We start from the raw sequence: 23,866 nt of genomic DNA, 5'->3' as shown, positions 1-23,866 counted from the left end.
TCATAGGTCGGACCTCGGACGCCGGACCCGCGTGAGGCCCGGGAGGACCGATCGCGGCGCGACGGCCGCGCTCAGGCGGCGGCCGGTGCCGGCGGAGGAGCGCAGTCCGGCGACCACCGTCGTCGCCGCGCGCCAGCCCGCGGACTGCTCCGCGAGCACCGGCGCGTAGCGGACGCGCTCGACCCCCTGCCGGAGCTCCCGCAGCGCGGCCCGTGCGCCCTCGTCCTCACCGAGGGCATCGGCGATCAGAGCCTCCTGGGCTCGCGGCGACTCGCCGTCCTCGACCGGGACACCGAGGTCGCGCGCGCTCGCCACCAGCTCGGCCCAGGCCGGCTCGAGCGATCCGTCGGCCGCCCGGCGCCGGCGCACGGCGCGCTGGACGACGCGCAGGAGCCACGGCACGAGCAGCAGCAGGACCAGCAGCGACCAGAGCGTGACGACCGGGGCTGTGGACGTCGTGGAGCCGCCGAGGGCCCCGGGCGTCGCCGTCGCGGTCGACGCCGTGGGCGTCGGCGTCGCCGTCTCGCCGGGCTCCGCGCCGGGCGCGGCACTCGCGGCGGCTCCGGGGGTCGTCGACGGGGCGGAGGTCGTCGCGCTCGGCAGCGTGTACGAGGCCGGGGCGCCGCGGCTCGGCGTCGGCTCGAACGGCAGCCAGCCGACGCCCTCGAAGTACAGCTCCGGCCAGGCGTGCAGGTCGGACGACTGCACGCGGTAGCTGGTCAGCTCGGTGCCCGGCGAGGGCACGACCGAGCCGGGCTGGTAGCCGATGGCGAGCCGGGAGGGGATCCCCAGCTCCCGCGCCATCACGGCCATCGCCGAGGCGAAGTGCACGCAGTAGCCCTCGCGGACCTCGAGGAAGGAGGCGAGCACGCCGACGCCGTCGCCGTCGTAGCCCTCCTCGGCGGGGGTGTCCTCGGAGTAGCGGAACTCGGACGAGCGGAAGAAGGTCTGCAGCGCGCGGGCCCGGTCGTAGGCGGTGACCTCGTCCGCGGTGACCTCCGTCGCCGTGCTGCGGACGATCTCCGGCACGTCCTCCGGGAGCGAGAGGTAGCGCTCGAAGCCGGTGGGCACGGGCGCGTCGAGGAGCTGCTGGGGATCGGGCTCGAGGCGCAGCGCCTGCACCTGGTACTCGTCGCCCGCGCGGGTGGTGGCGTCGCCGCGGATCGAGCCGTCCTGCACGTCCTGCAGCCAGCCGTCGCCGACCCCGCTGAGCTCGGAGACCGGGTAGGGAACCGGCAGCCAGCGGCTCCGCAGGGTCTCGACCGAGACGTCGACCTCCTCGGTCTCGCGCGGAACGGCCTCGCCGAGACCGGCGGGCGCGATGGGAGCCGCGATGTCCGCCGTCTCCTCGGTGTCGCTCGGCGCCCAGTCCTCGCCCTCGAAGTCCGAGACGGTGAGCACGCGGAGGTAGACCGGCAGGTCGGAGTCGGTCGAGTAGCGCAGCACCGTCACCGGGTTGGGCCGGCGGAGGTCGGCGCCGAGGGCGACGACCGGGTCGATCGAGCCGTTGAAGAGCGTGCCCGAGACCCCGGACGGCGTGGAGACGCGGGTGAAGCCGCCCGCGGAGCCGGCGACGAGCCCCGCGGCGATCACGACGACCCCGGCCATCGCGATCGACGGCACGGCGGCGCCGAGCGAGCCCCCGCGCGGCGCACGGCGCTCGGGACGCGCGCTGACCGCGAGGATCCCGAGGTAGACCAGCGCCGTGAGCAGCAGGCTCGGCCAGGAGACGTCGGCCGGGTCGATGATCGCCGGCACCGCCAGCAGGGTGGCGGGGAAGAGACCGGCGAGCGCGGGCAGCCGCACCGAGAAGGCGAAGAGGTCGGCGGCCCAGGCCAGCACGACGACACCGCCGACGAGGAGGAAGGCGATGCCGTTGTCGGCGACCGCCGGCAGGCCCTGCTCGGCGATCGAGGTGAAGCCGGCCTGGGCGAGTGTCTGCGCGTCGGCGATCGCTCCCGGCGTCGGGACGAGGAAGAGCAGCGCCCGCCCGGGCACGAACATCGCGGTGAGCACGCCGACGGCGGCCAGGGTGCCGAGGATCGGCGGGACGACCGGGTGAGAGCGGACGGCGCGCGCGGCGGCCGGGACGGCGAGGACGACGCCGACCGCGACGGCCAGCTGGACGAGCCAGCCGATGCCCTCGAGGAGGCGGCCGATGCCGGAGGACGCGGTGACGAGCGAGAGCCAGAGCAGGACGGAGAGCAGGACCGAGCCCGAGCGGGCGTCGCGCCCGCGGCGGCTCACGCGACCACCCGGAGCGCGAGGGCCTGCGCCCACGCCTCCTCGACGGCGGTGCGCGGAGTGACCGGGACGGGGTACCAGCCCAGGGAGCCGAGCGCGGCCTCCTCCTCGGGCGTGCCGCCGACGAGGAAGGCGACGGCCGGGCGCGCGTGGGCGGCGAGGGAGGCGAGAGCGGCGAGGTCCTCCTCGTGCAGCCGGGAGAGGACGGCGAAGACCGGGCGGCTGCCGCCCGCATCGCGCATCTCGGCGGCGATGCGGCCGACCGCCTCGACCGACTCGGCGGCGGGGGCGAGCTCGGCCAGGCGCAGCAGCACGTCGTGCGCGGCCTCGCGCTCGTCCTCGGAGCGGACGGGCTGGTCGGGCGCGCCGGTCTCGATCAGGTGCGTCTCGAAGCCGCGCTCGAGCAGGTGCACCGCGAGCGAGGCGGTCATCGAGACCGCCCACTCCAGGCGGTCGTCGCCGCCGCGCTCGTCGAGGATGCGCGCGGCGCGCGTCTCCAGCAGGATCCAGGCGTGCGGGTCGGTGTTCTGCTCGTCCTGGCGGACCTTGAGCTCGCCCGAGCGGGCGCTGGCCCGCCAGTGCACGCGGCGCATGGCGTCGCCGGGCCGGTAGTCGCGCGGGATCACGTCGTCGGTCCCGGCCCCGGCGGTCGCGTGGGCGACCGGGCTGGAGCCGCCGGCGCCGTGGGCGTCGAGCACGTCGCTCTGCAGCGGGACGGCCCGCGGAGTGACCACGAAGGGCTGCGCCGCGCCGGCGATCGTCTCGCGCACGGCCAGGCCGAAGAGGTCGCCGCGGAGGAGCCGCAGCGGGCCGATGCGGTGGATGCCGCGCCGCCCCGCGGGGAGGCGGTAGCGCGCGCGGACCCGGCTCGAGCCGCTCCCCCGCTGCGCGACCGCCGGCAGGGTGAACGCGCCGCGGGCGACGGTGCGCCCGGAGACGAGACCGCGCTCGACGCGGTCGAGCCGGTCCTCCGCCCGGGCACCGGCCCGCAGGGCCGCGCCGCGGTTGTCGAGGACGACGTCGACGTCGACCACGTCGCCGACCGCGACGACCTGCGGGGCGAAGCGCCGCTGCACCTGCAGCACGGGCGTCACGGCGAGCAGCGCGAGGACGGCGGCGACGGGCAGGCCGAGGAGGACGATCCCCACGAAGAGCAGCTCGCGGAACTCGATGACCGGCGCGACGACGATCCCGAGCGCGCCGAGCACGACCAGTGCCCAGCCGCGCAGGGTGAGCGCGACCCCCCGGACGGCCGGGAGCGCGCCGATGCGCCGAGCCGGCCGCTCCGCACCGCGCCGCTGGGGCTCACGGGACCGGGGTGCGCCGGCGCGGGGACCGCGCGGCTCAGTCGGCACGGCCGCTGAACGGGACGGGGGTGGCGGCGACGATGCGCTGGACGATCTCGGTGACGGAGTGCGAGGCGCCGGTGCCGGAGCGGCCGGGGAGCCGGGTCGCCGGCAGCAGCCGGTGGCCGAGCACCGGCACCGCGAGCACGTCGATGTCGTCCGGGACGACGAAGTCGCGGTCGTTGATCGCGGCGAGCGCCTTCGCCGCGGCGATCAGCTGCAGGGTCGCGCGCGGGCTGCCGCCGAGGCGCAGCTCGGGATCGATGCGGGTCGCCTGCATGATCGCCACCACGTACTCCTGCACCGGCGGGGCGACGTAGATCGACTGGACGTAGTCCATCATCCGGGCGAGCTGATCGTGGCCGACCACCTGGCGCAGCTCCTCCAGCGGGCTCGCGGCGTCGCGGGTGCGGATCATCTCGAGCTCGGCGCGCTCGTCGGGGTAGCCGAGCGAGAGCCGCGCCATGAAGCGGTCGCGCTGCGCCTCGGGGAGGCTGTAGGTGCCCTCCATCTCGACCGGGTTCTGCGTCGCCACCACGGCGAACGGCCGCGGCAGGATGTGCGTCACGCCGTCGACCGAGACCTGGCGCTCCTCCATGCACTCCAGCAGCGCCGACTGGGTCTTGGGCGAGGCGCGGTTGATCTCGTCGCCGATCACCACGTTCGCGAACACCGGGCCGGGCTTGAACTCGAAGTCGCGCGTGGCCTGGTTGAAGACCGAGACCCCGGTGACGTCGGAGGGCAGGAGGTCCGGGGTGAACTGGATCCGCGAGACGGTGCCGCCGACGGAGGCCGCCAGCGACTTCGCCAGCACGGTCTTGCCGGTGCCGGGGACGTCCTCCATCAGCAGGTGGCCGCCCGCCAGGAACACGGTCAGGGCCATCGAGACCTCGGCGTCCTTGCCGTCGATCACGCTGCACAGGTTCTTCAGGATCGCGGCGCAGTGGGCGCTGAACTCCTCGCGGGTCATCGCCGACCCGGGAGCCGCACCGCGGTCCGATGCCGTGCCGACTGCGGAGCGGGTCTCATCGAGGGACGTCATAACTGGTGATTCTCGCAGTGCGAACCGGAAAACGGCTCAGGCTTCCGGGGGGCTCCCAGCCCTCGGCGCGAGTCCTATGCTCGGAACGGTGACCAGGATCATCGCCGGCTTCGCCGGATCGCTCACCCTGCGGGTCCCCCGCGCCGGCACGCGACCCACGAGCGACCGGGTGCGCGAGGCGATCTTCTCGGCGCTCGAGGCACGCGACGCCCTCGACGGCGCGACGGTCATCGACCTCTACGCGGGCTCCGGTGCGCTCGGCCTCGAATCGGCCAGCCGCGGCGCCGCGTCCGTGCTGCTGGTGGAGCGCGACCCGAAGGCCGCGAAGACCGCCGGCGAGAACGCCCGCGCGATCGCGACGGCCGCGGCCTCGAACAAGCGCCCGAAGCCCCGGATCGAGGTCGTGATCGCCTCCGTGCGCTCGTTCCTCGACGGCTCCCCCGCCGTCAACGCCGACACGGTCTTCCTCGACCCGCCCTACGACCTCCCCGAGGACGAGCTGGCCGCCGACCTCGCCGGTGTCCTCCCGCTGCTCGCCGAGCACTCCGTCGTCGTCGTCGAGCGGAGCTCGCGCAGCCCGGAGCCGCGCTGGCCCGCCGGGCTCGAGCGCGACCGGCGGAAGGACTACGGCGAGACGACGATCTGGTGGGCGTCGCCGGCGGCGGGCGAGTAGCCGACCCGCCCGCCGCCGCGGATCAGCCCGCGGCGCCGTCCCAGCCCAGGTAGGGGTCCCAGCCGCCGCGCTCGTCCAGCGCGACTCCGCCGAGCCGCACCTCCGGCGCGCCCTCGCGCACCGTGCCCAGGGGCGTGAAGCCGGGTGGCAGCGCCGCGCCCGGCGGGAAGCAGGCGAGCATCGCGTGGTCCTCGCCGCCGCCGAGAACGAGCGCGCGGGCGAGCGCCGCGTCGATCCCGTCCACGGCCGTCAGCGGCGCGGCGTGGGCGTCGACGGCATCAGGATCGAGATCGAGCACGACCCCGCTCGCCCGGGCCAGCCGCCGCGCGTCGAGGACGACGCCGTCGGAGACGTCCATCATCGCCGTGGCGACGCCGCCCGCCGCGATGCCGGCAGCGATCGGCGGCGTCGGCCGCAGCTGCGCGTCGAGCACCTCGGGATGCTCGGATCGGAGCGCACGGGCGAGGGCCGCATCGGGCTCGCCGGCCGTCCGGGCACGCTCGAAGAGCAGCCGGAGGCCGAGCCCGGAGACGCCGAGCGGCCCGGCGGTCGCGATCACGTCGCCCGGGCGCGCGCCGCTCCTCAGCACCGGCGGCCGGCCGTCGAGCGAGCCGAAGGCCGTGATCGCCAGGGTCAGCGTCGCGGAGGCGGACAGGTCGCCGCCTACCACGCCGCAGCCGGGGGCCATCGCCGCGCAGCCCGCGGCGAGACCGTCCGCGATCCCCTCGAGCACGTCGACCCCGAGACGCTGCGGCGCCGCGATGGCGACCACCAGCGCGGTCGGGCGGGCGCCCATCGCGGCGACGTCGGAGAGGTTGGAGGCGGCGGCCTTCCAGCCGAGATCGAACGGCGAGGACCAGGCGAGCCGGAAGTCCGGGCCGTGCACCATCATGTCGGTCGTGACGACGAAGCGGCCGTCCGGCGCCCGCAGGACCGCGGAGTCGTCGCCCGGCCCGACGAGCGTCTCGGCACCGCCGCCGAGCCTCGGCAGGATCCGTGCGAGGACCTCGCCCTCGCTGAGCTCGGCCAGGGTGGGGCTCGGATCCGGTGCCATGGTTCACACGCTAGCGTTGCCGTCGATGTCCTCCCGCCTCCTCCGCACCCCCCTCGTCGCCGCCGCCGCCGTCCTGCTCCTGAGCGGCTGCTCGGCCGCCGTGGCGCTGCAGCCGGCCGACGACGCGACGAACGAGGGCTGCGCCGAGGTCTCGGTGCGCCTGCCCGACGTCGTCGCCGAGCTGCCCGAGCGCGAGACGAACGCGCAGGGCACGGCGGCCTGGGGCACCCCCGCCGCCGTCATCCTGCACTGCGGTGTCACGCCCCCCGGTCCGACGACCGAGCTCTGCGTCTCGGTCAGCGGCGTCGACTGGATCATCGACGAGTCGCAGGCCGCCGACGACGTCTACACGCTGACCACCTACGGCCGCGATCCTGCCGTCGAGATCACCGTCGACCAGAGCCGCGCCTCCGGCACCTCGGCCGTCGTCGACCTCGCGAACGCCGTCTCCTACCTGCCGCAGGAGCGCGCCTGCACGAACGTGTCCGACACGGACACCCTCGACCCGCCGAGCACGCCCACGGGCTGAGCGCGTGTCAGACCGCGGTGCCGAGCGCCGCGGCCGCGACCTCGAGCGCCCGCTCCGGCGTCGCTCCGAGCGCCCGGGCCCGCGCCGCGTACGCGCCGGCCGCCAGCTGCAGCTCGTGCTCGACCGAGTCGACGCCACCGGACACGACCGTCCCGGCGCGTCCCCGCGTCTCCACGATCCCCGCGGCCTCGAGCTCCTTGTAGGCCCGCGCGACGGTCCCCGGAGCGACGCCCAGCTCCTCGGCGAGGGTCCGCACCGCGGGCAGCCGAGTGCCGACCAGGAGCGACCCGGCGGCGACCTGCGCGGTGATCCCCTCGCGGATCTGCTCGAACGGCGCCCGCGGACCCGGCTCGAGCCTGAGGCCGAGGCCCGCCTCGGTCATCGGACCGCGGCCGGGACGCGCTCGAGCGCCAGGTCGAGCAGCTCGCTGATCAGGTCGGGGTAGTCGACGCCGCTCGCGCCCCACATCCGCGGGAACATCGAGATCGGCGTGAAGCCGGGCATCGTGTTGATCTCGTTGATGACGAAGCCGTCGGCCGTGAGGAAGAAGTCGACGCGGGCGAGGCCCTCGGCCCCGATCGCGGTGAAGGCGCTGACCGCGAGGGCTCGCATCTCGGCGAGCTCGTCCTCGGTGAGCTCGGCCGGGCAGACCAGCTCGACGCCCTTCATGCCGAGGTACTTCGCCTCGAAGTCGTAGAAGCCGCCGCCGCTGACGACGACCTCGCCGGCCACGGACGCGCGCGGGGACTCTCCCCGGCGCGCTCCGAGCACGCCGATCTCGACCTCCCGGCCGACGATCGCGGACTCGATCAGCACCCGGGAGTCGTGCGAGAACGCCTCCTCGAGGGCCGCGTCCAGCTGCGAGCGCTCGTCGACCCGGCTCACGCCGACGCTCGACCCGGCACGGGCCGGCTTGACGAAGGCGGGCAGGCCGAGCTCGTCGAGGGCCGACGACGCGTCGCTCGGGTCCTCGCGCCACTCCGCCTCGGTCACGGTGTACCAGGGGGCGACCGCGATCCCCGCGGCGCGGAAGACGGTCTTGGTGAAGTGCTTGTCCATCCCGAGCGCGGACGCGAGCACGCCCGAGCCGACGTAGGGCAGACCGACCAGCTCGAGCATCCCCTGGACGGTGCCGTCCTCGCCCCACGGGCCGTGCAGGATCGGCAGGACGACGTCCACGTCGCCGAGCGAGCGGACGGAGCCGTCGGCCGCGGTGACGGTCAGCTCGCGGGAGAGCGCCGACTCCGGCCAGCGCACGCGCGTGCCGTTGTCCTCGACCCGCGGCAGGGCGCTCGCGTCGAGCGCGAACTTCTCCGGCCGGTCCTCCTCGAGCACGAACGCGCCGTCAGCGGTGATCCCGACGGGGATCACGTCGAAGCGGTCACGATCGATCGCCCGCAGCACCCCCGCCGCCGTTGCGCAGCTGATCGAGTGCTCGCTTGAACGCCCCCCGAACAGAACGGCCACTGCGAGCTTGCTGGTCATCGAGGTTCCTCTCACCCTGGGGCTCGTCCGAATCCGTGGTCAGGTGCGGCGCGATGTCCTTCGGATCGAGCGTACCGGCGAGCACCTGCGACACCTGCTCGACGATGGGCATGTCGACTCCGCGGGCCCGGGCGAGCTCGAGGATCGGCGCGACCGAGGAGAGCCCCTCCGCCGTCTGCTGCATCGACTTCACGACGTCGCCGAAGCTGTAGCCCTGGCCGAGCAGGCGCCCGGCCGTGTTGTTGCGCGAGAGCGACGAGCTCGACGTCGCGATGAGGTCGCCGAGGCCGGCCAGCCCGGACATCGTCTCGGGCCGCCCGCCGTAGGCGACGGCGAAGTCGGTCATCTCGGCGAGGCCGCGGGTGATGATCGACGCCTTGGTGTTCTCGCCGTAGCCGACGCCGTCGACGATGCCGATCGCGACGGCGATCAGGTTCTTCAGCACGCCGCCGAACTCGGTCCCGATCACGTCGGTGTTGACGTAGGAGCGGAAGTAGCGGTTGGTCGCGGCGAGCGCGACCTCCTGCGCGGTGACGAGGCTCTCCGAGGCGATGACCGCCGCGGTCGGCTGCTCCTTCGCGATCTCGAGCGCGAGGTTCGGCCCGGAGGCGACCGCGATCCGGCTCGGATCGATCGGCAGCACCTGCGAGATCACCTCGCTCATCCGCTGGCCGGTGCCCTTCTCGACGCCCTTCATCAGGCTGACCAGGACGGTCCGCTCGGTGAGGAACGGCGTGATCGCCTCGAGGTTCCCGCGCAGGGTCTGCGACGGGATGGAGAGGTAGACGTGGTCGGCGCCCTCGAGCGCCTCCTCGATCCGCGGGGTCGCCCGGATGTTGCGCGGCAGGTTGATGCCGGGGAGGTAGTCGCTGTTGCGCTTGGCCTCGGTGATCTCGCGGGCGAGCTCGGCCCGCCGCGCCCACATCACGACATCGGAGCCGCCGTCGGCGAGGATCTTGGCGAAGGTGGTCCCCCAGCTGCCGGCGCCGAGGACGGCGACGCGGCGCGGCACGGGGATCGGCGCCTTCTCGGTCCTACTGCCCCTGCTCAAAGCGTCCCGTGCCCTTCTGATTGTGCTCGGCCGGGTTCCAGCGCTTCTCGGGTGCCGTCTCGCCGCGGAGCTCCTCGAGCAGGCGGGTGATCGCGGCCATCACGACGGTCGACGCCTCGTTGAGGGTCGCGGAGTCGAGGCTGCGCCCGCGGAACGCCGACAGGTCGACGGGATCGCCGACCAGGACGTCGACGCGCTTGCGGCGGAAGAGGGTGATCTTCCTCGAGTAGCGGCCCATGACCTGCTGGGTGCCCCAGTGCGCGACGGGCACGACGGGCAGTCCGTACTGCAGTGCCATCCGCACAGCGCCGGTCTTGCCGCGCATCGGCCAGAGCTCGGGGTCGCGGGTGAGGGTGCCCTCAGGGTAGATCAGGACGGAGCCGCCCCGGTCGACGAGCTCCTTCGCCGCCTTCAGCGGCTCGCTGCCGCGCACGGAGCCGGCCCGCTCGACCGGGATCTGCCCCGAGGCGCGCAGGATCGCTCCGGCGACGGGGATCTTGAACAGCGACGCCTTCGCCAGGAAGCGCGGTGCGCGACCGGCCCGCCACAGCACCCAGCCCGTGATGAACGGGTCGATCTCGCTGTAGTGGTTCGGTGCGAACACGAACGCGCCCTTGCGCGGGATCTTGTCGATGTCGCGGACCCGGAGGTCCACGGAGGCGGTGAGCGTCGGGATCACCAACGCCGCGAGGAGCCAGAAGATGGACGGGCGGCTTCGTTCAGACACCCGCCCATCCTCGCACCCCGGCTTCGCCGCCCCCGCCGCCCACGCCAACGCGCGGCGCGGCTCCGTGTCTCGGCGATGAGGAGACGGCTGCAGCGCCGTGGGCTCATGCTGGTCGAGTAGCCCCAAAGGGGCGTATCGAGACCCACCGTCCCCCGGTGCGTGGATCTCGATACGCCCGCTCCGCGGGCTACTCGATCAGCATGAAGCGCCCTGCCGTGCTCGAGGGCGCGCATCGACCGGAGGAGACGCCCGCAGACCATGCTGGTCGAGCAGCCCCGCAGGGGCGTATCGAGACCCGCCGGAAGCGACTCCGGCTCGCAAGATCTGACTCGGCACGCGGGATCCAGCCGATCCGACGAGCCGGAGGCGATTCCGCGAGCCGGAGGTCGCGCCGACGAGCGGCGGCGGGATGTCCGGCACGCGGAAACGGCTCCGGCTCGCAGGATCGGGGGGATTCTGCGAGCCGGAGCCGTTCCAGCGTGCCGGAGGTAGTGCGGGACTACGCGTCGAGCGAGAAGTCGGCGCCGAGCAGCTCGAGCTTGGTGAGGAAGTTCTCGTAGCCGCGGCTGATGATGCCGACGTTCGAGACCGAGGAGGTGCCCTCGGCCGAGAGCGCCGCGATCAGGTGCGAGAAGCCGCCGCGCAGGTCGGGCACGACGATGTCGGCGCCGTGCAGCTTCGACGGGCCGGAGATGACCGCGGAGTGCATGAAGTTGCGCTGACCGAAGCGGCAGGCCTGGCCACCGAGGCACTCGCGGTGGATCTGGATGGTCGCGCCCATCTCGACCAGCGCGTCGACGAAGCCGAAGCGCTGCTCGTAGACGGTCTCGTGCACGATCGACACACCCTTGGCCTTGGTCAGCGCCACGACGAGCGGCTGCTGCCAGTCGGTCATGAAGCCGGGGTGCACGTCGGTCTCGATGATGACCGGCTTGAGCTCGCCACCGGGGTGGTAGAAGCGGATGCCGTCCTCGGCGATCTCGAACGCGCCGCCGACCTTGCGGAAGACGTTGAGGAAGGTCGTCATCTCCTGCTGGCGGGCGCCGCCGACGAAGATGTCGCCGTCGGTCGCGAGGGCCGCGGCGGCCCAGGACGCGGCCTCGTTGCGGTCGAAGAGCGCGCGGTGGGTGTAGCCCTCCAGGCGGTCGACGCCCTCGATGCGGATCACGCGGTCGGTGTCGACCGAGATGATCGCGCCCATCTTCTGCAGGATGTTGATGAGATCCATGATCTCCGGCTCGATCGCCGCACCCGACAGCTCGGTGATGCCCGACGCGCGGACGGCGGTGAGCAGCACCTGCTCGGTCGCGCCGACGCTCGGGTAGGGCAGCGACACCTTGGCGCCGTGCAGGCCCTCGGGCGCCGACATCCGGATGCCGGAGGGCAGCTTCTCGACGATGGCACCGAAGTTGCGGAGCACCTCGAGGTGGTAGTCGATCGGGCGGTCGCCGATGCGGCAGCCGCCGAGGTCGGGGATGAACGCCTCGCCGAGGCGGTGCAGCAGCGGTCCGCAGAACAGGATCGGGATGCGGCTGGAGCCGGCGTGGGCGTCGATATCGGCGAAGTGCGCGGACTCGACGTTGGAGGGGTCGAGGATCAGCTCGCCCACCTCGGGGCCCTGCTTCACCTTGACGCCGTGCACCTCGAGGAGGCCCTTGACCACGCGGACGTCGCTGATGTCCGGGACGTCGCGCAGGGTGGACGCGGTCTCGCCGAGGAGCGCGGCGACCATCGCCTTGGTGACGAGGTTCTTCGCGCCCTTGAGCTCGATCCGGCCCTTCAGCGGCCGCCCGCCGTGGATGGTGATCCGCTCGGTGGTCATCCCCACACGGGCTCCCGCCGCCTTCGCATCCTGTGCTCCCGCCGCCTTGGCGTCCTGAAGAAGTGTGTTCACGCTATTTCACCGGCAATGTCTTGGGCCGCCAGCTCGCGCGACGGGTCTCGAATTCGGAAATGAGCGCTTCGTCGCGCAGGGTCAGGCCGATGTCGTCCAGCCCTTCGATCAGGCGCCAACGAGTGTAGTCGTCGACCTCGAAAGGGAAGGTCTCGCCACCGGCGGTGACCGTACGACCAACCAGATCGACGGTCATTTCTATTCCCGGCGTCGCATCGATCAGCTCCCAGAGCCGGTCGATGTCGCTCTCCGCCAGGGCCGCCGCGAGCAGCCCCTGCTTGCCGGAGTTGCCGCGGAAGATGTCGCCGAAGCGGGAGGACAGCACGACGCGGAAGCCGAAGTCGCGCAGTGCCCAGACGGCGTGCTCGCGGCTGGAGCCGGTGCCGAAGTCGGGGCCCGCGACGAGGATCTGCGCACCCTGGAACGCCGGCTGGTTGAGCACGAACTCCGGGTCCTGGCGCCAGCCGTGGAAGAGCGCGTCCTCGAAGCCGGTCTTGGTGACCCGCTTGAGGAAGACGGCGGGGATGATCTGGTCGGTGTCGACGTTGCTGCGCTTCAGCGGCGCGGCGATGCCGGTGACGGTCTCGAACTTCTCCATGATCAGGCCTCCACCAGCTCGCGGACGGGCTCCAGATCCGACGGACTGGAGAGGGTGCCGCGCACGGCGGTCGCGGCGGCGACCAGCGGCGACACCAGGTGGGTGCGGCCGCCCTTGCCCTGCCTGCCCTCGAAGTTGCGGTTCGAGGTGGAGGCGCAGCGCTCCCCCGGGGCGAGCTGGTCCGGGTTCATGCCGAGGCACATCGAGCAGCCGGCGAAGCGCCACTCGGCGCCGAACGCGGTGATCACCTTGTCCAGGCCCTCGGCCTCGGCCTCGATGCGCACGCGGGCGGAGCCGGGGACGACCATCACCCGGACGCCGGGCGCCTTGGTGCGGCCGGCGATGATCGACGCGAAGGCGCGGAGGTCCTCGATGCGGGAGTTGGTGCAGGAGCCCATGAAGACCGCGTCGACCGGGATCTCCTTCATCGGGGTGCCGGCCTCGAGGTCCATGTACTCCAGCGCGCGGCGGGCGTTGGAGCGCTCGTTCGGGTCGGCGATCGCGTCGGGGTCGGGCACGGCCTGCGAGAGCGAGACGCCCTGGCCGGGATTGGTGCCCCAGGTGACGAACGGCTCGAGCGCGTCCGCGTCGAGGACGACCTCGGCGTCGAAGACGGCGCCCTCGTCGCTCGGCAGCGTCCGCCAGTAGGCGACCGCGTCCTCCCAGTCCTGCCCCTCGGGGGCGTGCGGGCGGCCCTCGAGATAGGCGAAGGTCGTCTCGTCGGGCGCGACCATGCCGGCGCGCGCGCCCGCCTCGATCGACATGTTGCAGATCGTCATCCGGCCCTCCATCGAGAGCGCGCGGATCGCCGAGCCGCGGTACTCGAGCACGTAGCCCTGACCGCCGCCGGTGCCGATCTTCGCGATCACGGCGAGGATGATGTCCTTCGCCGTGACGCCCTCGCGCAGCTCGCCCTCGACCGTGATCGCCATGGTCTTGAAGGGCTTGAGCGGCAGGGTCTGCGTGGCCATCACGTGCTCGACCTCGCTGGTGCCGATGCCGAACGCCATCGCGCCGAACGCGCCGTGGGTCGAGGTGTGCGAGTCGCCGCAGACGACGGTGATGCCGGGCATGGTCAGCCCGAGCTGCGGGCCGACGACGTGCACGATGCCCTGCTCGATGTCGCCGAGGGAGTGCAGGCGGACGCCGAACTCGGCGGCGTTGCGCCGCAGGGTCTCGATCTGGGTGCGGCTGGTGAGGTCGGCGATCGGCTTGTCGATGCCGACGGTCGGGGTGTTGTGGTCCTCGGTCGCGATCGTCAGATCGGGGCGGCGGACGGGTCGGCCGGCCTGGCGGAGGCCGTCGAAGGCCTGCGGGCTGGTCACCTCGTGCACCAGGTGCAGGTCGATGTAGATCAGGTCGGGCGTGCCGTCCTCGCCCTTGGCGACGAGGTGGTCGTCCCAGACCTTCTCGGCCAGGGTGCGCGGGCGCTCGGCGGCCGGGATCTCGGCGGCCGAGGGCGCGGCGGTGTCGGGGGAACTGTCGTTCATGACGGGTTTCTCTTCCTCAGGAATGGTGGTCAGCCCGCGAGAGACACCGCGACGAGGGAGGCCTGTCAGATCGAGGTCTCGTCGCGGCGGAGAAGAAGGAGCCGGCCGAACAGCATTGACCGAGGATAGCACCGCGCCGACGAGCGGCAGGGAGGCGCGGCCCGAGCGGATCGGGGCGGACCGGAGCGGCCGTCAGGGCGCGACGAGCATCGCGATGAGCACCGCGGGGACCACCAGCAGCGCGGCCGCACCGACCACGACGCCGCCGACGACGAAGACCGCGGCCACCGCCGCGCCGACCATCCCGACGAAGCCCGAGCGCCGCTTCACCGGCAGCGCCTCGTGCTCGAACCAGTCGCCGTCGAGCGGGTCGGGCGACTCTCGCTCGAAGCGCTCGGCCTCGTCGATGCGGGCCGGGAGCGCCGCGAGCATCATCGCCGCGTGCTTCGACTCGGCCGCGAGCTCGAGCGGGCGCACCAGGGCGCGCTCGGCGAACTCGAACGGGTCCTCGTCGGTGCGCACCAGCGCACGCTCGAAGGCCCGCCGCTCCTCGGGAGCGGCGCAGTTCTCGATCAGGTAGCCCCACCGGCCCGCCTCGATGAGGTCGCCGGACCTCCGGTAGAGCTCGGACAGGAGGACGCGGGGGTCGATCCAGGTGGGGTCGGCCTCGACGCAGCGCTCGAGCAGCGACACGGCTCCTCGGACGTCCCCCTCTGCGAAGCGCATCTTCGCGCGATCGAGAGCCTCGACGGTGTCCATCCCTCCAGTATGCCCATCGACAGCCCGGCTCTGCAGTCCGGAGCCGGAGTCGCTGCCACCTGTTCGAGGGGCACGACCAGTGGAGCCGGGTCGACGGTCTAGGCCCGGGGCACGAGCACGGCCTCCACGACGACGACCGTCACGTTGTCCCGTCCGCCCGCGTCGACCGCGGCGCGCACGAGCTCCTCGGCGACATCGGCTCCGTGCAGGTCCCCCGCGTCGCGGCGGGCGAAGAGCTCGGCGATGCGGGCGTCGGAGAGCTCCTTGGTGAGGCCGTCGGAGCAGAGCAGGTAGGTCGCCCGGGGCACGATCGGCAGAGTCCAGACGTCCGTCTCGACCTCGTCGTCGGCGCCGAGCGCCCGGGTGACGATGTTGCGGTCGGGGTGCGACTCCGCCGCCTCCCGGCTGAGCAGGCCGGCCGAGACCAGTTCCTGCACCGCCGAGTGGTCGACGGTCAGCTGCTGGATCCCTGCGCCGTCCCAGCGGTAGACCCGGGAGTCGCCGACGTTGAACAGGGCCCAGGAGGCCGGTCCGCCGCCCTCCGGCCGGACGAGCGTGAGGCCGGTGAGCGTCGTGCCGCAGAGGGCGCCGCCGACGTCGAGGTCGCGGACCGCGGCGTTCGCCGTCTCGACGACGGCGAAGACGTCCGACACCGGGCCGATCGCCTCGGCCGCGCTCGCCCGCAGGCTCTCGACGGCGGTCGAGCTGGCCAGGTCGCCGCGGGCGTGCCCGCCCATGCCGTCGGCGACGGCGACCAGCGTCGGCGCGACCAGGAGGGCGTCCTCGTTCACCCGGCGGACGGCGCCGACGTCGGTGCTGCTCGACACCGTCAGGTGCAGGACGCCCTGGGGCAGCTCGATGCTGGTCGTGCTCGTCGTCGCAGTCACGGGACCGGGCTCACTTCTTCTCGGCGCGGTCCTGCCCGTCGGCGTCGGCGACGACCTCCGGGTGGCCGTCGTGCAGCTCGATGTGGGAGTGCTCGCGGCGCATCTTGATCAGGCTGGCGACCGTGGCGACGGTCATGCTGACGACGATGACGGCGAGCGAGGTGATCGTGTCGATGTCCCAGACCGGCAGCGGCTCGCCGCCGTTGAGGAACGGAAGGTCGTTCTCGTGCAGGGCGTGCAGCACGAGCTTCACGCCGATGAAGGCGAGGATGAACGCGATGCCGTACTTGAGGTACTCGAGCTTGTCGATCAGACCGCCGAGCAGGAAGTAGAGCTGGCGCAGGCCCATCAGGGCGAAGATGTTCGCGGTGAAGACGATGAACGGGCTCTCGGTGATGCCGAAGATCGCCGGGATCGAGTCGAGCGCGAAGAGCAGGTCGGTGGAGCCGATCGCGAGGAACACGATCAGCATCGGGGTGAAGTACTTCTTGCCGTCCTTCACCGTGCGGATCTTCGAGCCGTCGAACTCGTCCGAGATCTTCACGCGCTTGCGCAGCAGGCGGATGAGGAGGTTGTCGGTGCCCTCGTTCTCGTCCTCCTTGCCGAACGCCTGGTTCCAGGCGGTGTAGACGAGGAAGGCGCCGAAGAGGTAGAAGATCCAGCTGAAGCTCTCGATCAGCTGCGCGCCGAGCAGGATGAACACCCCGCGGAAGATCAGCGCGATGATGATGCCCACCATCAGCACTTCCTGCTGGTACTTCGGCGGCACCGCGAAGCGGCCCATGATGATCACGAAGACGAACAGGTTGTCGATCGACAGGCTGTACTCGGTCAGCCAGCCCGCGACGAACTGGCCGGCGACCTCTCCCCCGCCCAGCAGCAGCATCACCAGGGCGAAGATGAGCGCGAGCGTGACGTAGAAGCCGACCCAGAGGCCGGACTCCTTCAGGCTCGGCACGTGCGGGCGCTTGTAGACCAGCAGCAGGTCCGCGGCCAGGATCAGGCTGAGGACGACGAACGAGCCGGTCACGAACCAGACGGGCAGCTCTTGCATGGGGACCTTCCGGGGGTGAGTGGATTCCGACGGTCTCTCCCCGGGGAGCGGGCCGTTAAACGAGAAGAACCCCCGGCCATGACCGGGGGTTCTGCTCGTGTTGCCGTGGTGACCCCAGCGGGATTTGAACCCGCGTTACCGCCGTGAGAGGGCGACGTCCTAGGCCGCTAAACGATGGGGCCGCGTTTTTGCAACTCGAAGAGTGTTGCACACGGATCCGCACCGGTGCAAATCGAGCGGGCGGACGGCGCGGTCCCCGAGGCCGTCTTGCACCGCGGCGGCCCCCGCGAGAGGCTCGGAGCATGCGACTGACCAAGCTCGAGCACGCCACCGTCCTCGTCGAGGAGGCGGGCTCGCGGCTCGTCCTCGACCCCGGCTCCTTCACCCGCCCCCTCGAGGGCACGGCCGGCACCGTCGCGGTCGTGATCACCCACGAGCACGCCGACCACTGGACCGCGGAGCAGCTGGAGCGGCTGCGCGCCGCGAACCCGGCGCTGCGCATCCTCGGCCCGGCCGGTGTCGGCGCGGCGGCCGAGGGCTTCGAGGTCGAGACGGTCGCCGAGGGCGACGTCGTCGAGGTCGGACCGTTCGAGCTGCGCTTCTTCGGCTCGCGGCACGCGGTGATCCACTCCTCGATTCCTGTGATCGACAACGTCGGGGTGCTGGTGAACGGCCGGTTCTACTACGCGGGCGACTCCTTCACCGTGCCGGCCGGCGTCGACGTCGAGGTGCTGGCGGCCCCCTCCGGTGCCCCCTGGATGAAGATCGCGGAGTCGATCGACTACGTCCTCGCGCTCGCGCCGCGGCACGCCTTCGCGACGCACGAGCGCGTGCTGTCCGAGGCGGGCCAGAAGCTCGGCCACGACCGCCTCGGCTGGGCGACCCGCGAGGGCGGCGGCGAGTACCACGCCCTCGAGCCGGGCGACGTGCTCGAGCTCTAGCCGGCCGTCGGGGTGGGCTTGGTCGTTCAGAGCACGCGGGCGTCGAGGATCTCGGCCTGATCGAGGTCGGTCCCCGCGGGCAGCACTCCGATCTGCACGAGGGCGCCCTCCGGCACAGTGCCGTCGGGCGTGATGATCGAGGCGCCGTCGATGTTCGACTTCGACGCGTACAGCGAGACGTCGTCGAGCACCTCGGCCCGGTAGACGCCGTCGACCCAGACCACGACCCGCTTCCCGGAGTTCACCAGCGCACGACTCATCGTCACCGCGACCCGGTCACCGGTCCGCTGGACGCTGTCGATGCCGTCGAGCGTCGACTGGAAGAGCAGGTCGGCCGCGGCGACGTCCACGCCGGAGGCCAGCTCGCCGACCTGGACGAGGTCGCCGTCCTTCACGGGAGTGGTGGGGACGATCTTCGTGCCGCCCGGGACGTCGTACTTCCACGCGTACCAGCCCCTGCCCTCGTTGTAGTCGCCCGCGTAGCGCCCGTTCACCCAGACCACGACGCGCTTCCCGGAGCGGACCAGCGCCTCGCTCATCGTCGCCTCCACGTACCCGCGGACGACCGAGACGTCCGTGATCCCGACCGCGTGGTCGGAGCTCACGTCCCTGGGGAAGCGGCCATGTGCTTGCAGCTCCTTGAGCTTCGCCACCACCGGCCCCACATCGGTGTAGCCCATCTTCTGGACCGATTCGTCCGGTTCGGTCGTGCCGTAGAACACGCCGACCAGGTTCCCGTTGACGATCAGGGGTCCACCCGAGTCCCCGGGTTGTCCGATCTGCTCGGTGCCGCCGTTGGTCGCCGTGGTGTGGATCCCGATGGCACCGTGCGCCATCGGCCCCACGTTCCGGATCCAGACCTTCTCCGTTCTCTGCAGAGCGAGCCAGCCCTCGCCCACCCCGTAGATGTTGCCGACAGAGCCGACCCGGTACCCGCCCGGTCGCAGCGTCGGGTAGCGCGGCAGCTCGTGCCTCTTGGAGAGCCGGACGAGCTTCATCTCCAGGGGGGCGAGCGAGATCGTCTCCGCTACCGCGACCTCCGCCCGCACCTCCTCGCCTCCCTCGCTCGGCGTGTACCGGTAGAAGACGTCGGTCGCTTCGCAGTGATCCGCCGTGAGCACCCAGTCCGCGGCGATCGCCGTCCCGGTGCAGGGAAGGCCGCCCTGGAGGCCGAACCGCGAGCCGTACACCTCCACCACCCAGGGCTCATTCGACCTCGTCCCCGAGGTCAGCGCTGCCGCGGGGGCCGCCGCCCCCACCCCGACTCCCAGCACGATCGCCAGGCAGACCACCCCCGCTGCGATGTGTCGCACGACTCGATCTCTCATCACCGTCACTTCTTCTCCCTTCAGGTCGGGTGTCCCGCCCGACTCTCTCTCAACTCAGAACGAACGTCTTACTGAGGCGCCTCGGCCGGCGGCGGGGCGGCCGCGGCCCGATTGCAGCCGCAGCGGGCCCGCGTCGGGCGGGAGACCCTCGGCATCCCGGCATCAGAGGACGCGGGCGTCGAGTATCTCGGCCTGATCGACGTCGGTGCCCGAGGGGAGCACTCCGATCGTGACGAGCGCACCCGCGCGCACCGTGCCGTCGGGCACGACCACGGAGCCGTGGGCGTCGTTCGACTTCGACGCGTAGTACGACACGTCGTCGATCACCTCGGCCCGGTAGACACCGTCGACCCAGACCACGACCCGCTTCCCGGAGTTCACCAGCGCGCGACTCATCGTCACCGCGACCCGGTCACCGGTCCGCTGGACGCTGTCGATGCCGTCGAGCGTCGACTGGAAGAGCAGGTCGGCCGCGGCGACGTCCACGCCCGAGGCCAGCTCGCCGACCTGGACGAGGTCGCCGTCCTTCACGGGAGTGGTGGGGACGATCTTCGTGCCGCCCGGGACGTCGTACTTCCACGCGTACCAGCCCCTGCCCTCGTTGTAGTCGCCCGCGTAGCGCCCGTTCACCCAGACCACGACGCGCTTCCCGGAGCGGACCAGCGCCTCGCTCATCGTCGCCTCCACGTACCCGCGGACGACCGAGACGTCCGTGATTCCCGATGCCTGCTCGGGACTCGTGTGCCGCGGGAAACGGCCGTGCTCCTGCAGCTCCTTCAGCTTCGCCACCGCCGGCCCCACGTCGCTGTAGTACATCTGCTGGACGCGCGCTCCGCCGACACTCGTACCGTGCAGCACGCCGACCAGCCGACCGCCGATCATCAGCGGTCCGCCCGAGTCCCCGGGCTCCCCGATCTGCTCGGCGCGATCCGTCATCGCCGTGCTGGTGAGCTCGAGGACGTCGTCATCGGTCTGCAGGACGTCGTGGACCCGCACCTTCTCGGTCCGCTGCAGGGCGAGCGGGCTCGCCCCCATCCCGTACACGTCGCCGACCGATCCTCTCCGGTATCCCTTCGGGAGCAGCGTCGGGTACTGCGGCAGAACGTGGTCGCGGGAGAGCCGCAGCAGCTTCATGTCAGCGGGGGCCAGGGAGATCGTCTCCGCGACGGGCACCGTGGCCAGGACCTCGTCCTCCGCGGGATCCAGTGAGTACCGGTAGTACACGTGGCTCGAGGGGCAGTGATCCGCGGTGAGCACCCAATCGGCGGCGATCGCCGTGCCGGTGCAGCTGCGCCCGTCCCGGCCGTCGAACGAGTCGTACAGCTGCACCACCCAGGGCTCGTTCGACCTCGTCCCCGACGTCAGCGCCGCCGCGGGCGCCGTCGTGAGCGCACCGATGCCCAGCACGGTCGCCAGCACGACCAGCGCAGCCGCCGTCCTCCGCAGGAAGCGAGTCCTCATCGCCGTCACCTCTTCCTCAGCGCGTGGGTCACCCGGGGCCGGGGTCCCTCTCCGCCCGAGAACGATCGACGGATCACCGAGGACGCGTCAAAGATCTGGCGCCGAAGAGTCCGGACGGCGGAATCAGGGCCGAGCGACGACGTGCTCGAGGTCGGCGCCGAACTCGAACGTCCGGTCGACCACGTCGCCGGAGTGCAGCACCGCGGGCAGCCAGAAGCGCGCGTCGTCCCACATCCGGCCGTAGGGGACCTCGTCGAGCGGGACGAAGGACGCGGCGAGCTCCCCCGACGCCACGACCTCGCCCGACCAGCGGCGGCAGACGAAGACGTGCGAGCGCTGGCTCCACGCGGGTCGGCGCGGGAAGAGGTAGTCGAGGGAACCGCGCGGCTCGAGGTCGGCCGGCTCCGCGCGCAGGCCGACCTCCTCCGCCAGCTCGCGGACGGCCGCCTCGACGGGCGACTCCCCCGGCTCGAGCTTCCCGCCGGGCGCGACGACGCGGCCCTCGCCCAGTCCGCGGAGCTTCCTGCCGAGCAGCACCTCGGTGCCGCGCGGCGACTCGCGGAGGACGTAGACCACGCAGACCTCGGGCAGCGGGTCGGTCGGCGGCCGCACGCCCATGCCGCACCTCCGCTCGCCGGGTCCGGGGGGTCGGGACCGCCGTCGTAGGCTAGCCCGGTGACGACGACCGCGCTCGAGCGCTTCCAGGCCCTGCTGCGGGTCGACACGGTGTCGCACTCCGACGAGTCCGACACCGACTGGAGCCGGTTCCGCGTCTTCCAGGAGCTGCTCGAGCAGTTCTACCCCGCGCTGCACAGCGCCCTCGAGCGCGAGACCGTGGCCGGCCACTCCCTGGTTTGGCGCTGGCGCGGCACCGAGGACGGCGAGCCGTCGGTCCTGATGGCGCACTACGACGTGGTCAGCGTCACCCCCGACGACTGGTCGATCGCGCCCTTCGCGGCCGACACGGTCCTCCGCCCGGACGGCCGCACCGCGATCGTGGGGCGCGGCGCGCTCGACGACAAGGGCTCCCTCGTCGCCCTGCTCGAGGCCGTCGAGGCGGCCGTCCTGCGCGGCGAGCGGCCCCGCCGCGACGTCTACCTGGTCTCCACGCACAACGAGGAGACGGCGGGGGACGGCGCGCCGTCGATCGTCGCGCTGCTCGGGGCGCGCGGCGTCCGCCCGCGCTTCGTGCTCGACGAGGGCGGCAACGTCCGCCGCGGCATCGTGCCCGGAGTGACCAAGCCGATCGCCGTCATCGGCGTCACCGAGCGCGGCATCATGAACCTCGAGCTGACCTGCCGCGACGCGGGCGGGCACGCCTCCGCCCCGCCGCCCCTGCCCGGCATGCTCGCCACCCAGCGGCTCGCGCGGGCGATCCACCGCCTCACCGAGAACCCGTTCCCCTCGACGCTCCCAGAGCCGATCGCCGAGCTGGTGCGCGCCGCCGCGCCCCGCGCCGACTCCGCGCACGCGGTCTGGTACGCGAAGCCGCACGAGCACCCGGACGCCGTCGTCGCGGCCCTGGCCGCGCACTCCAACCGCTCCGCCGCGATGCTGCGGACGACTGTGGCGATCACGCAGCTGCGCGGCAGCACCGGGGCGAACGTCCTCGCGTCGACCGCCAGCGCGGTCGCCAACGTGCGGATCAATCCGGGCGGGACCGTCGCGGGTGTCGTCGAGCGGATCCGCGCGGTGATCGACGACCCGGAGGTCGAGATCGAGGTGCGCGTCGCGCACGAGCCCTCCCCCGTCTCCCCCACCGGCGAGCCCGGCGACGGCGGTCCGTACGACGTGCTCCGCACCGTGGTGCAGGAGGTCTTCCCGGAGGCGATCGTCGCGCCCTACGTGCAGACCGGCGGCAGCGACGCCCGGCACTTCCACGCGATCAGCGACGGCGTCTACCGCTTCATCCCGTTCGAGATCAGCCCGCAGCAGCAGCTCGGCATCCACGGCGCCGACGAGTCGGTCGAGGTCGACCAGTTCGAGCGCGCCATCGCGTTCTACGCGCGGCTCCTGCTCGAGCTCTGACGACTCCCTCTGCAGAACCGATGCGCGGCGTGGGCGGTCGGTGTGCGGGGAGTGCGCACCCGGTGAGCGGTTCCTGAGGACGGAGTCGCTGTCCGGCGCTGAATCTGGGAAAACCGTTCGATGACGCGCCGGTCCTCGTTGGCCGTCCGTTCACCCCGCGATGATGGACTGAGCCTCGCGGGAGCAGTTCCCAGCCCGCGGACCAGCAGTACAGCACCATGCGACATCCCGTACCGACGCCGACTCGATCGAGCCGGCCCCACCGATCGTGGAACCCGAGGATCATGACTGTCCGCCAGGCCGAGTACCCCCGGCCGAACCACTTCATCCTTCACCTCAGCGACACCCACTTCATCGCCGGAGACGGCGGGCTGTACGGCTCCGACGTCGACAGCGAGGCCCAGCTCCGCCGCCTGTTCGACGAGCTGGAGGCCTCGGGCGGTCGCCCGGAGGCCGTGGTCATCACCGGCGATCTGGCGGACAAGGGCGAGCCCGAGGCGTACGCCAAGCTCCGCGCCGTCGTCGAGCCGGCCGCCGCCCGCCTCGGTGCCGAGGTGATCTGGGTGATGGGCAACCACGACGACCGCGGTGCCTTCCGCTCCGGGCTGCTCGACCAGCTGCCGACCACGCAGCCGATCGATCGGGTGCACGACGTGAACGGACTGCGCATCATCGCGCTGGACTCGACCGTCCCGGGCGCGCACTACGGCGAGATCTCGGACGCCCAGCTGGACTGGCTCGCGGAGGAGCTCGCCAGCCCCGCGCCGCACGGCACGATCCTGGCGCTGCACCACCCGCCGGTCCCGAGCGTCCTCGACCTCTCGGTGCTCGTCGAGCTCCGCGACCAGCCCGCGCTCGCGGAGGTGCTCGAGGGCTCGGACGTCCGCAGCATCATCGCCGGCCACCTGCACTACTCCTCGACCGCGACGTTCGCCGGCATCCCCGTCTCGGTCGCGTCGGCCACCTGCTACACGCAGGACCTCAACGTGCCGGTCGGCGGCACCCGCGCCCGCAACTCCGCGCAGGCCTTCAACCTCATCCACGTCTACGACGGCACGGTGCTGCACTCGGTGGTGCCGATCGGCGCCTCGACCGAGGTGTCCTACGTCTCGGCGAACGAGACCGAGCGGATCCTCGCCTCGCACGGCGTCGAGATCGCCCCGGCCACCGCCGCTCCGCTCGAGCAGGTCGAGGCGCTCTACCCACCCGTCGTGGAGCCCGTCGGCGTCAGCGCCTAGCGGCCGGCGTCCGGTCTGCAGGCGATCCGCGCCGAGG

At 72.4% G+C, this 23,866-nt stretch carries 22 protein-coding genes and 1 tRNA gene; 5 read left to right on the top strand and 18 right to left on the bottom strand.

The genetic code is table 11. The features are described 5' to 3' along the window. The 3 genes from C1I64_RS03760 to C1I64_RS03750 are packed head-to-tail and all read right to left on the bottom strand — an operon-like array spanning window position 1 to window position 4,560. A complete protein-coding gene (locus C1I64_RS03760; RefSeq protein ID WP_127886251.1) occupies window positions 1-2,247 on the bottom strand; it encodes a transglutaminase TgpA family protein in 2,247 nt (748 codons plus the stop codon). Next, window positions 2,244-3,599 carry a DUF58 domain-containing protein gene (locus tag C1I64_RS03755; protein WP_127886250.1) on the bottom strand — a complete coding sequence of 452 codons (1,356 nt, stop codon included), beginning with the start codon at window positions 3,597-3,599 and terminating at the stop codon, window positions 2,244-2,246. Before C1I64_RS03755 ends, C1I64_RS03760 begins: the two co-directional genes overlap by 4 nt. Beyond that, on the bottom strand, window positions 3,589-4,560 hold the full coding sequence (locus tag C1I64_RS03750; protein WP_208110582.1) for an AAA family ATPase: 972 nt from the start codon (window positions 4,558-4,560) through the stop codon (window positions 3,589-3,591). The genes C1I64_RS03755 and C1I64_RS03750 overlap by 11 nt, the downstream gene beginning before the upstream one ends. 160 nt (window positions 4,561-4,720) lie before the next feature. Here C1I64_RS03750 and C1I64_RS03745 point away from each other — a divergent pair, with 160 nt between their 5' ends. Beyond that, window positions 4,721-5,305 carry an RsmD family RNA methyltransferase gene (locus C1I64_RS03745; RefSeq protein WP_123445992.1) on the top strand — a complete coding sequence of 195 codons (585 nt, stop codon included), beginning with the start codon at window positions 4,721-4,723 and terminating at the stop codon, window positions 5,303-5,305. A gap of 22 nt (window positions 5,306-5,327) precedes the next feature. Here the strand turns inward: C1I64_RS03745 and thiL are convergent, their stop codons facing one another. Then, the gene (thiL, locus tag C1I64_RS03740) at window positions 5,328-6,359 is read right to left on the bottom strand and encodes a thiamine-phosphate kinase (protein WP_127886249.1); all 1,032 of its coding nucleotides are present in this window, start codon (window positions 6,357-6,359) and stop codon (window positions 5,328-5,330) included. 25 nt (window positions 6,360-6,384) lie between these two features. Between thiL and C1I64_RS03735 the strand changes: the two genes are divergently transcribed. After that, on the top strand, window positions 6,385-6,888 hold the full coding sequence (locus C1I64_RS03735; RefSeq protein ID WP_127886248.1) for a DUF3515 domain-containing protein: 504 nt from the start codon (window positions 6,385-6,387) through the stop codon (window positions 6,886-6,888). A gap of 7 nt (window positions 6,889-6,895) precedes the next feature. Here C1I64_RS03735 and C1I64_RS03730 read toward each other — a convergent pair whose 3' ends face one another. The 11 genes from C1I64_RS03730 to C1I64_RS03680 all read right to left on the bottom strand — a co-directional run bounded on the left by C1I64_RS03730 (window position 6,896) and on the right by C1I64_RS03680 (window position 17,015). Beyond that, on the bottom strand, window positions 6,896-7,270 hold the full coding sequence (locus C1I64_RS03730; protein ID WP_127886247.1) for a GntR family transcriptional regulator: 375 nt from the start codon (window positions 7,268-7,270) through the stop codon (window positions 6,896-6,898). Further along, entirely contained in the window at window positions 7,267-8,373 is a 1,107-nt protein-coding gene (locus tag C1I64_RS03725; protein WP_123445570.1) for a D-alanine--D-alanine ligase family protein, read from the bottom strand. Before C1I64_RS03725 ends, C1I64_RS03730 begins: the two co-directional genes overlap by 4 nt. Further along, the gene (locus C1I64_RS03720) at window positions 8,270-9,385 is read right to left on the bottom strand and encodes an NAD(P)H-dependent glycerol-3-phosphate dehydrogenase (protein ID WP_173286025.1); all 1,116 of its coding nucleotides are present in this window, start codon (window positions 9,383-9,385) and stop codon (window positions 8,270-8,272) included. Before C1I64_RS03720 ends, C1I64_RS03725 begins: the two co-directional genes overlap by 104 nt. 22 nt (window positions 9,386-9,407) lie before the next feature. After that, on the bottom strand, window positions 9,408-10,151 hold the full coding sequence (locus C1I64_RS03715) for a lysophospholipid acyltransferase family protein (RefSeq protein ID WP_244209395.1): 744 nt from the start codon (window positions 10,149-10,151) through the stop codon (window positions 9,408-9,410). Between the two features lie 499 nt (window positions 10,152-10,650). After that, window positions 10,651-11,973: a UDP-N-acetylglucosamine 1-carboxyvinyltransferase gene (gene murA / locus C1I64_RS03710; protein ID WP_164874434.1), complete on the bottom strand. Its 1,323-nt coding sequence runs from the start codon at window positions 11,971-11,973 to the stop codon at window positions 10,651-10,653. A 73-nt stretch (window positions 11,974-12,046) separates the two neighbouring features. Further along, window positions 12,047-12,643, bottom strand: a complete 597-nt coding sequence (leuD, locus tag C1I64_RS03705) for a 3-isopropylmalate dehydratase small subunit (protein WP_123703009.1) — start codon at window positions 12,641-12,643, stop codon at window positions 12,047-12,049. A 2-nt stretch (window positions 12,644-12,645) separates the two neighbouring features. Further along, window positions 12,646-14,133 (bottom strand): 3-isopropylmalate dehydratase large subunit, encoded by a 1,488-nt coding sequence (gene leuC, locus C1I64_RS03700; RefSeq protein WP_127886244.1) that lies wholly within the window; start codon window positions 14,131-14,133, stop codon window positions 12,646-12,648. 192 nt (window positions 14,134-14,325) lie between these two features. Next, window positions 14,326-14,892 (bottom strand): DUF6584 family protein, encoded by a 567-nt coding sequence (locus C1I64_RS03695; protein ID WP_123445562.1) that lies wholly within the window; start codon window positions 14,890-14,892, stop codon window positions 14,326-14,328. Between the two features lie 98 nt (window positions 14,893-14,990). Next, window positions 14,991-15,779, bottom strand: a complete 789-nt coding sequence (locus C1I64_RS03690; RefSeq protein WP_244209394.1) for a PP2C family protein-serine/threonine phosphatase — start codon at window positions 15,777-15,779, stop codon at window positions 14,991-14,993. A 10-nt stretch (window positions 15,780-15,789) separates the two neighbouring features. Next, on the bottom strand, window positions 15,790-16,833 hold the full coding sequence (locus tag C1I64_RS03685) for a TerC family protein (protein WP_123445561.1): 1,044 nt from the start codon (window positions 16,831-16,833) through the stop codon (window positions 15,790-15,792). Between the two features lie 106 nt (window positions 16,834-16,939). Then, a tRNA-Glu gene (locus C1I64_RS03680) sits at window positions 16,940-17,015 on the bottom strand. A 120-nt stretch (window positions 17,016-17,135) separates the two neighbouring features. Here C1I64_RS03680 and C1I64_RS03675 point away from each other — a divergent pair. After that, complete coding sequence (locus tag C1I64_RS03675; RefSeq protein ID WP_127886243.1) at window positions 17,136-17,774, top strand: MBL fold metallo-hydrolase; 639 nt, start codon at window positions 17,136-17,138, stop codon at window positions 17,772-17,774. A 26-nt stretch (window positions 17,775-17,800) separates the two neighbouring features. Here C1I64_RS03675 and C1I64_RS03670 read toward each other — a convergent pair whose 3' ends face one another. The 3 genes from C1I64_RS03670 to C1I64_RS03660 form a co-directional block, all read right to left on the bottom strand. Continuing rightward, a complete protein-coding gene (locus C1I64_RS03670) occupies window positions 17,801-19,087 on the bottom strand; it encodes a trypsin-like serine protease (RefSeq protein ID WP_208645081.1) in 1,287 nt (428 codons plus the stop codon). Window positions 19,088-19,264: 177 nt separating this feature from the next. Beyond that, the gene (locus tag C1I64_RS03665) at window positions 19,265-20,563 is read right to left on the bottom strand and encodes a trypsin-like serine protease (protein ID WP_127886241.1); all 1,299 of its coding nucleotides are present in this window, start codon (window positions 20,561-20,563) and stop codon (window positions 19,265-19,267) included. A gap of 123 nt (window positions 20,564-20,686) precedes the next feature. Beyond that, window positions 20,687-21,181 carry an 8-oxo-dGTP diphosphatase gene (locus tag C1I64_RS03660; RefSeq protein WP_127886240.1) on the bottom strand — a complete coding sequence of 165 codons (495 nt, stop codon included), beginning with the start codon at window positions 21,179-21,181 and terminating at the stop codon, window positions 20,687-20,689. 57 nt (window positions 21,182-21,238) lie between these two features. Between C1I64_RS03660 and C1I64_RS03655 the strand changes: the two genes are divergently transcribed. After that, window positions 21,239-22,591: a M20/M25/M40 family metallo-hydrolase gene (locus C1I64_RS03655; RefSeq protein WP_127886239.1), complete on the top strand. Its 1,353-nt coding sequence runs from the start codon at window positions 21,239-21,241 to the stop codon at window positions 22,589-22,591. A gap of 284 nt (window positions 22,592-22,875) precedes the next feature. Then, window positions 22,876-23,829, top strand: a complete 954-nt coding sequence (locus C1I64_RS03650; RefSeq protein WP_127886238.1) for a phosphodiesterase — start codon at window positions 22,876-22,878, stop codon at window positions 23,827-23,829. Window positions 23,830-23,866: the final 37 nt, after the last annotated feature.

The sequence above is a fragment of the Rathayibacter festucae DSM 15932 genome (assembly GCF_004011135.1).
Classification (GTDB): domain Bacteria; phylum Actinomycetota; class Actinomycetes; order Actinomycetales; family Microbacteriaceae; genus Rathayibacter; species Rathayibacter festucae.
The sequence above is the reverse complement of the archived record's forward strand: the minus strand, read 5'-3'. Positions and strand labels throughout refer to the sequence as shown.

Coding starts and splice junctions, on each gene's coding strand:
- C1I64_RS03750 (WP_208110582.1), bottom strand. CDS start 4,560: ATGACCCGCGAGGAGTTCAGCGCCCACTGCGCCGCGATCCTGAAGAAC.
- thiL (WP_127886249.1), bottom strand. CDS start 6,359: ATGGCACCGGATCCGAGCCCCACCCTGGCCGAGCTCAGCGAGGGCGAG.
- C1I64_RS03735 (WP_127886248.1), top strand. CDS start 6,385: ATGTCCTCCCGCCTCCTCCGCACCCCCCTCGTCGCCGCCGCCGCCGTC.
- C1I64_RS03730 (WP_127886247.1), bottom strand. CDS start 7,270: ATGACCGAGGCGGGCCTCGGCCTCAGGCTCGAGCCGGGTCCGCGGGCG.
- C1I64_RS03725 (WP_123445570.1), bottom strand. CDS start 8,373: ATGACCAGCAAGCTCGCAGTGGCCGTTCTGTTCGGGGGGCGTTCAAGC.
- murA (WP_164874434.1), bottom strand. CDS start 11,973: ATGACCACCGAGCGGATCACCATCCACGGCGGGCGGCCGCTGAAGGGC.
- leuD (WP_123703009.1), bottom strand. CDS start 12,643: ATGGAGAAGTTCGAGACCGTCACCGGCATCGCCGCGCCGCTGAAGCGC.
- leuC (WP_127886244.1), bottom strand. CDS start 14,133: ATGAACGACAGTTCCCCCGACACCGCCGCGCCCTCGGCCGCCGAGATC.
- C1I64_RS03695 (WP_123445562.1), bottom strand. CDS start 14,892: ATGGACACCGTCGAGGCTCTCGATCGCGCGAAGATGCGCTTCGCAGAG.
- C1I64_RS03685 (WP_123445561.1), bottom strand. CDS start 16,833: ATGCAAGAGCTGCCCGTCTGGTTCGTGACCGGCTCGTTCGTCGTCCTC.
- C1I64_RS03675 (WP_127886243.1), top strand. CDS start 17,136: ATGCGACTGACCAAGCTCGAGCACGCCACCGTCCTCGTCGAGGAGGCG.
- C1I64_RS03665 (WP_127886241.1), bottom strand. CDS start 20,563: ATGAGGACTCGCTTCCTGCGGAGGACGGCGGCTGCGCTGGTCGTGCTG.
- C1I64_RS03660 (WP_127886240.1), bottom strand. CDS start 21,181: ATGGGCGTGCGGCCGCCGACCGACCCGCTGCCCGAGGTCTGCGTGGTC.
- C1I64_RS03650 (WP_127886238.1), top strand. CDS start 22,876: ATGACTGTCCGCCAGGCCGAGTACCCCCGGCCGAACCACTTCATCCTT.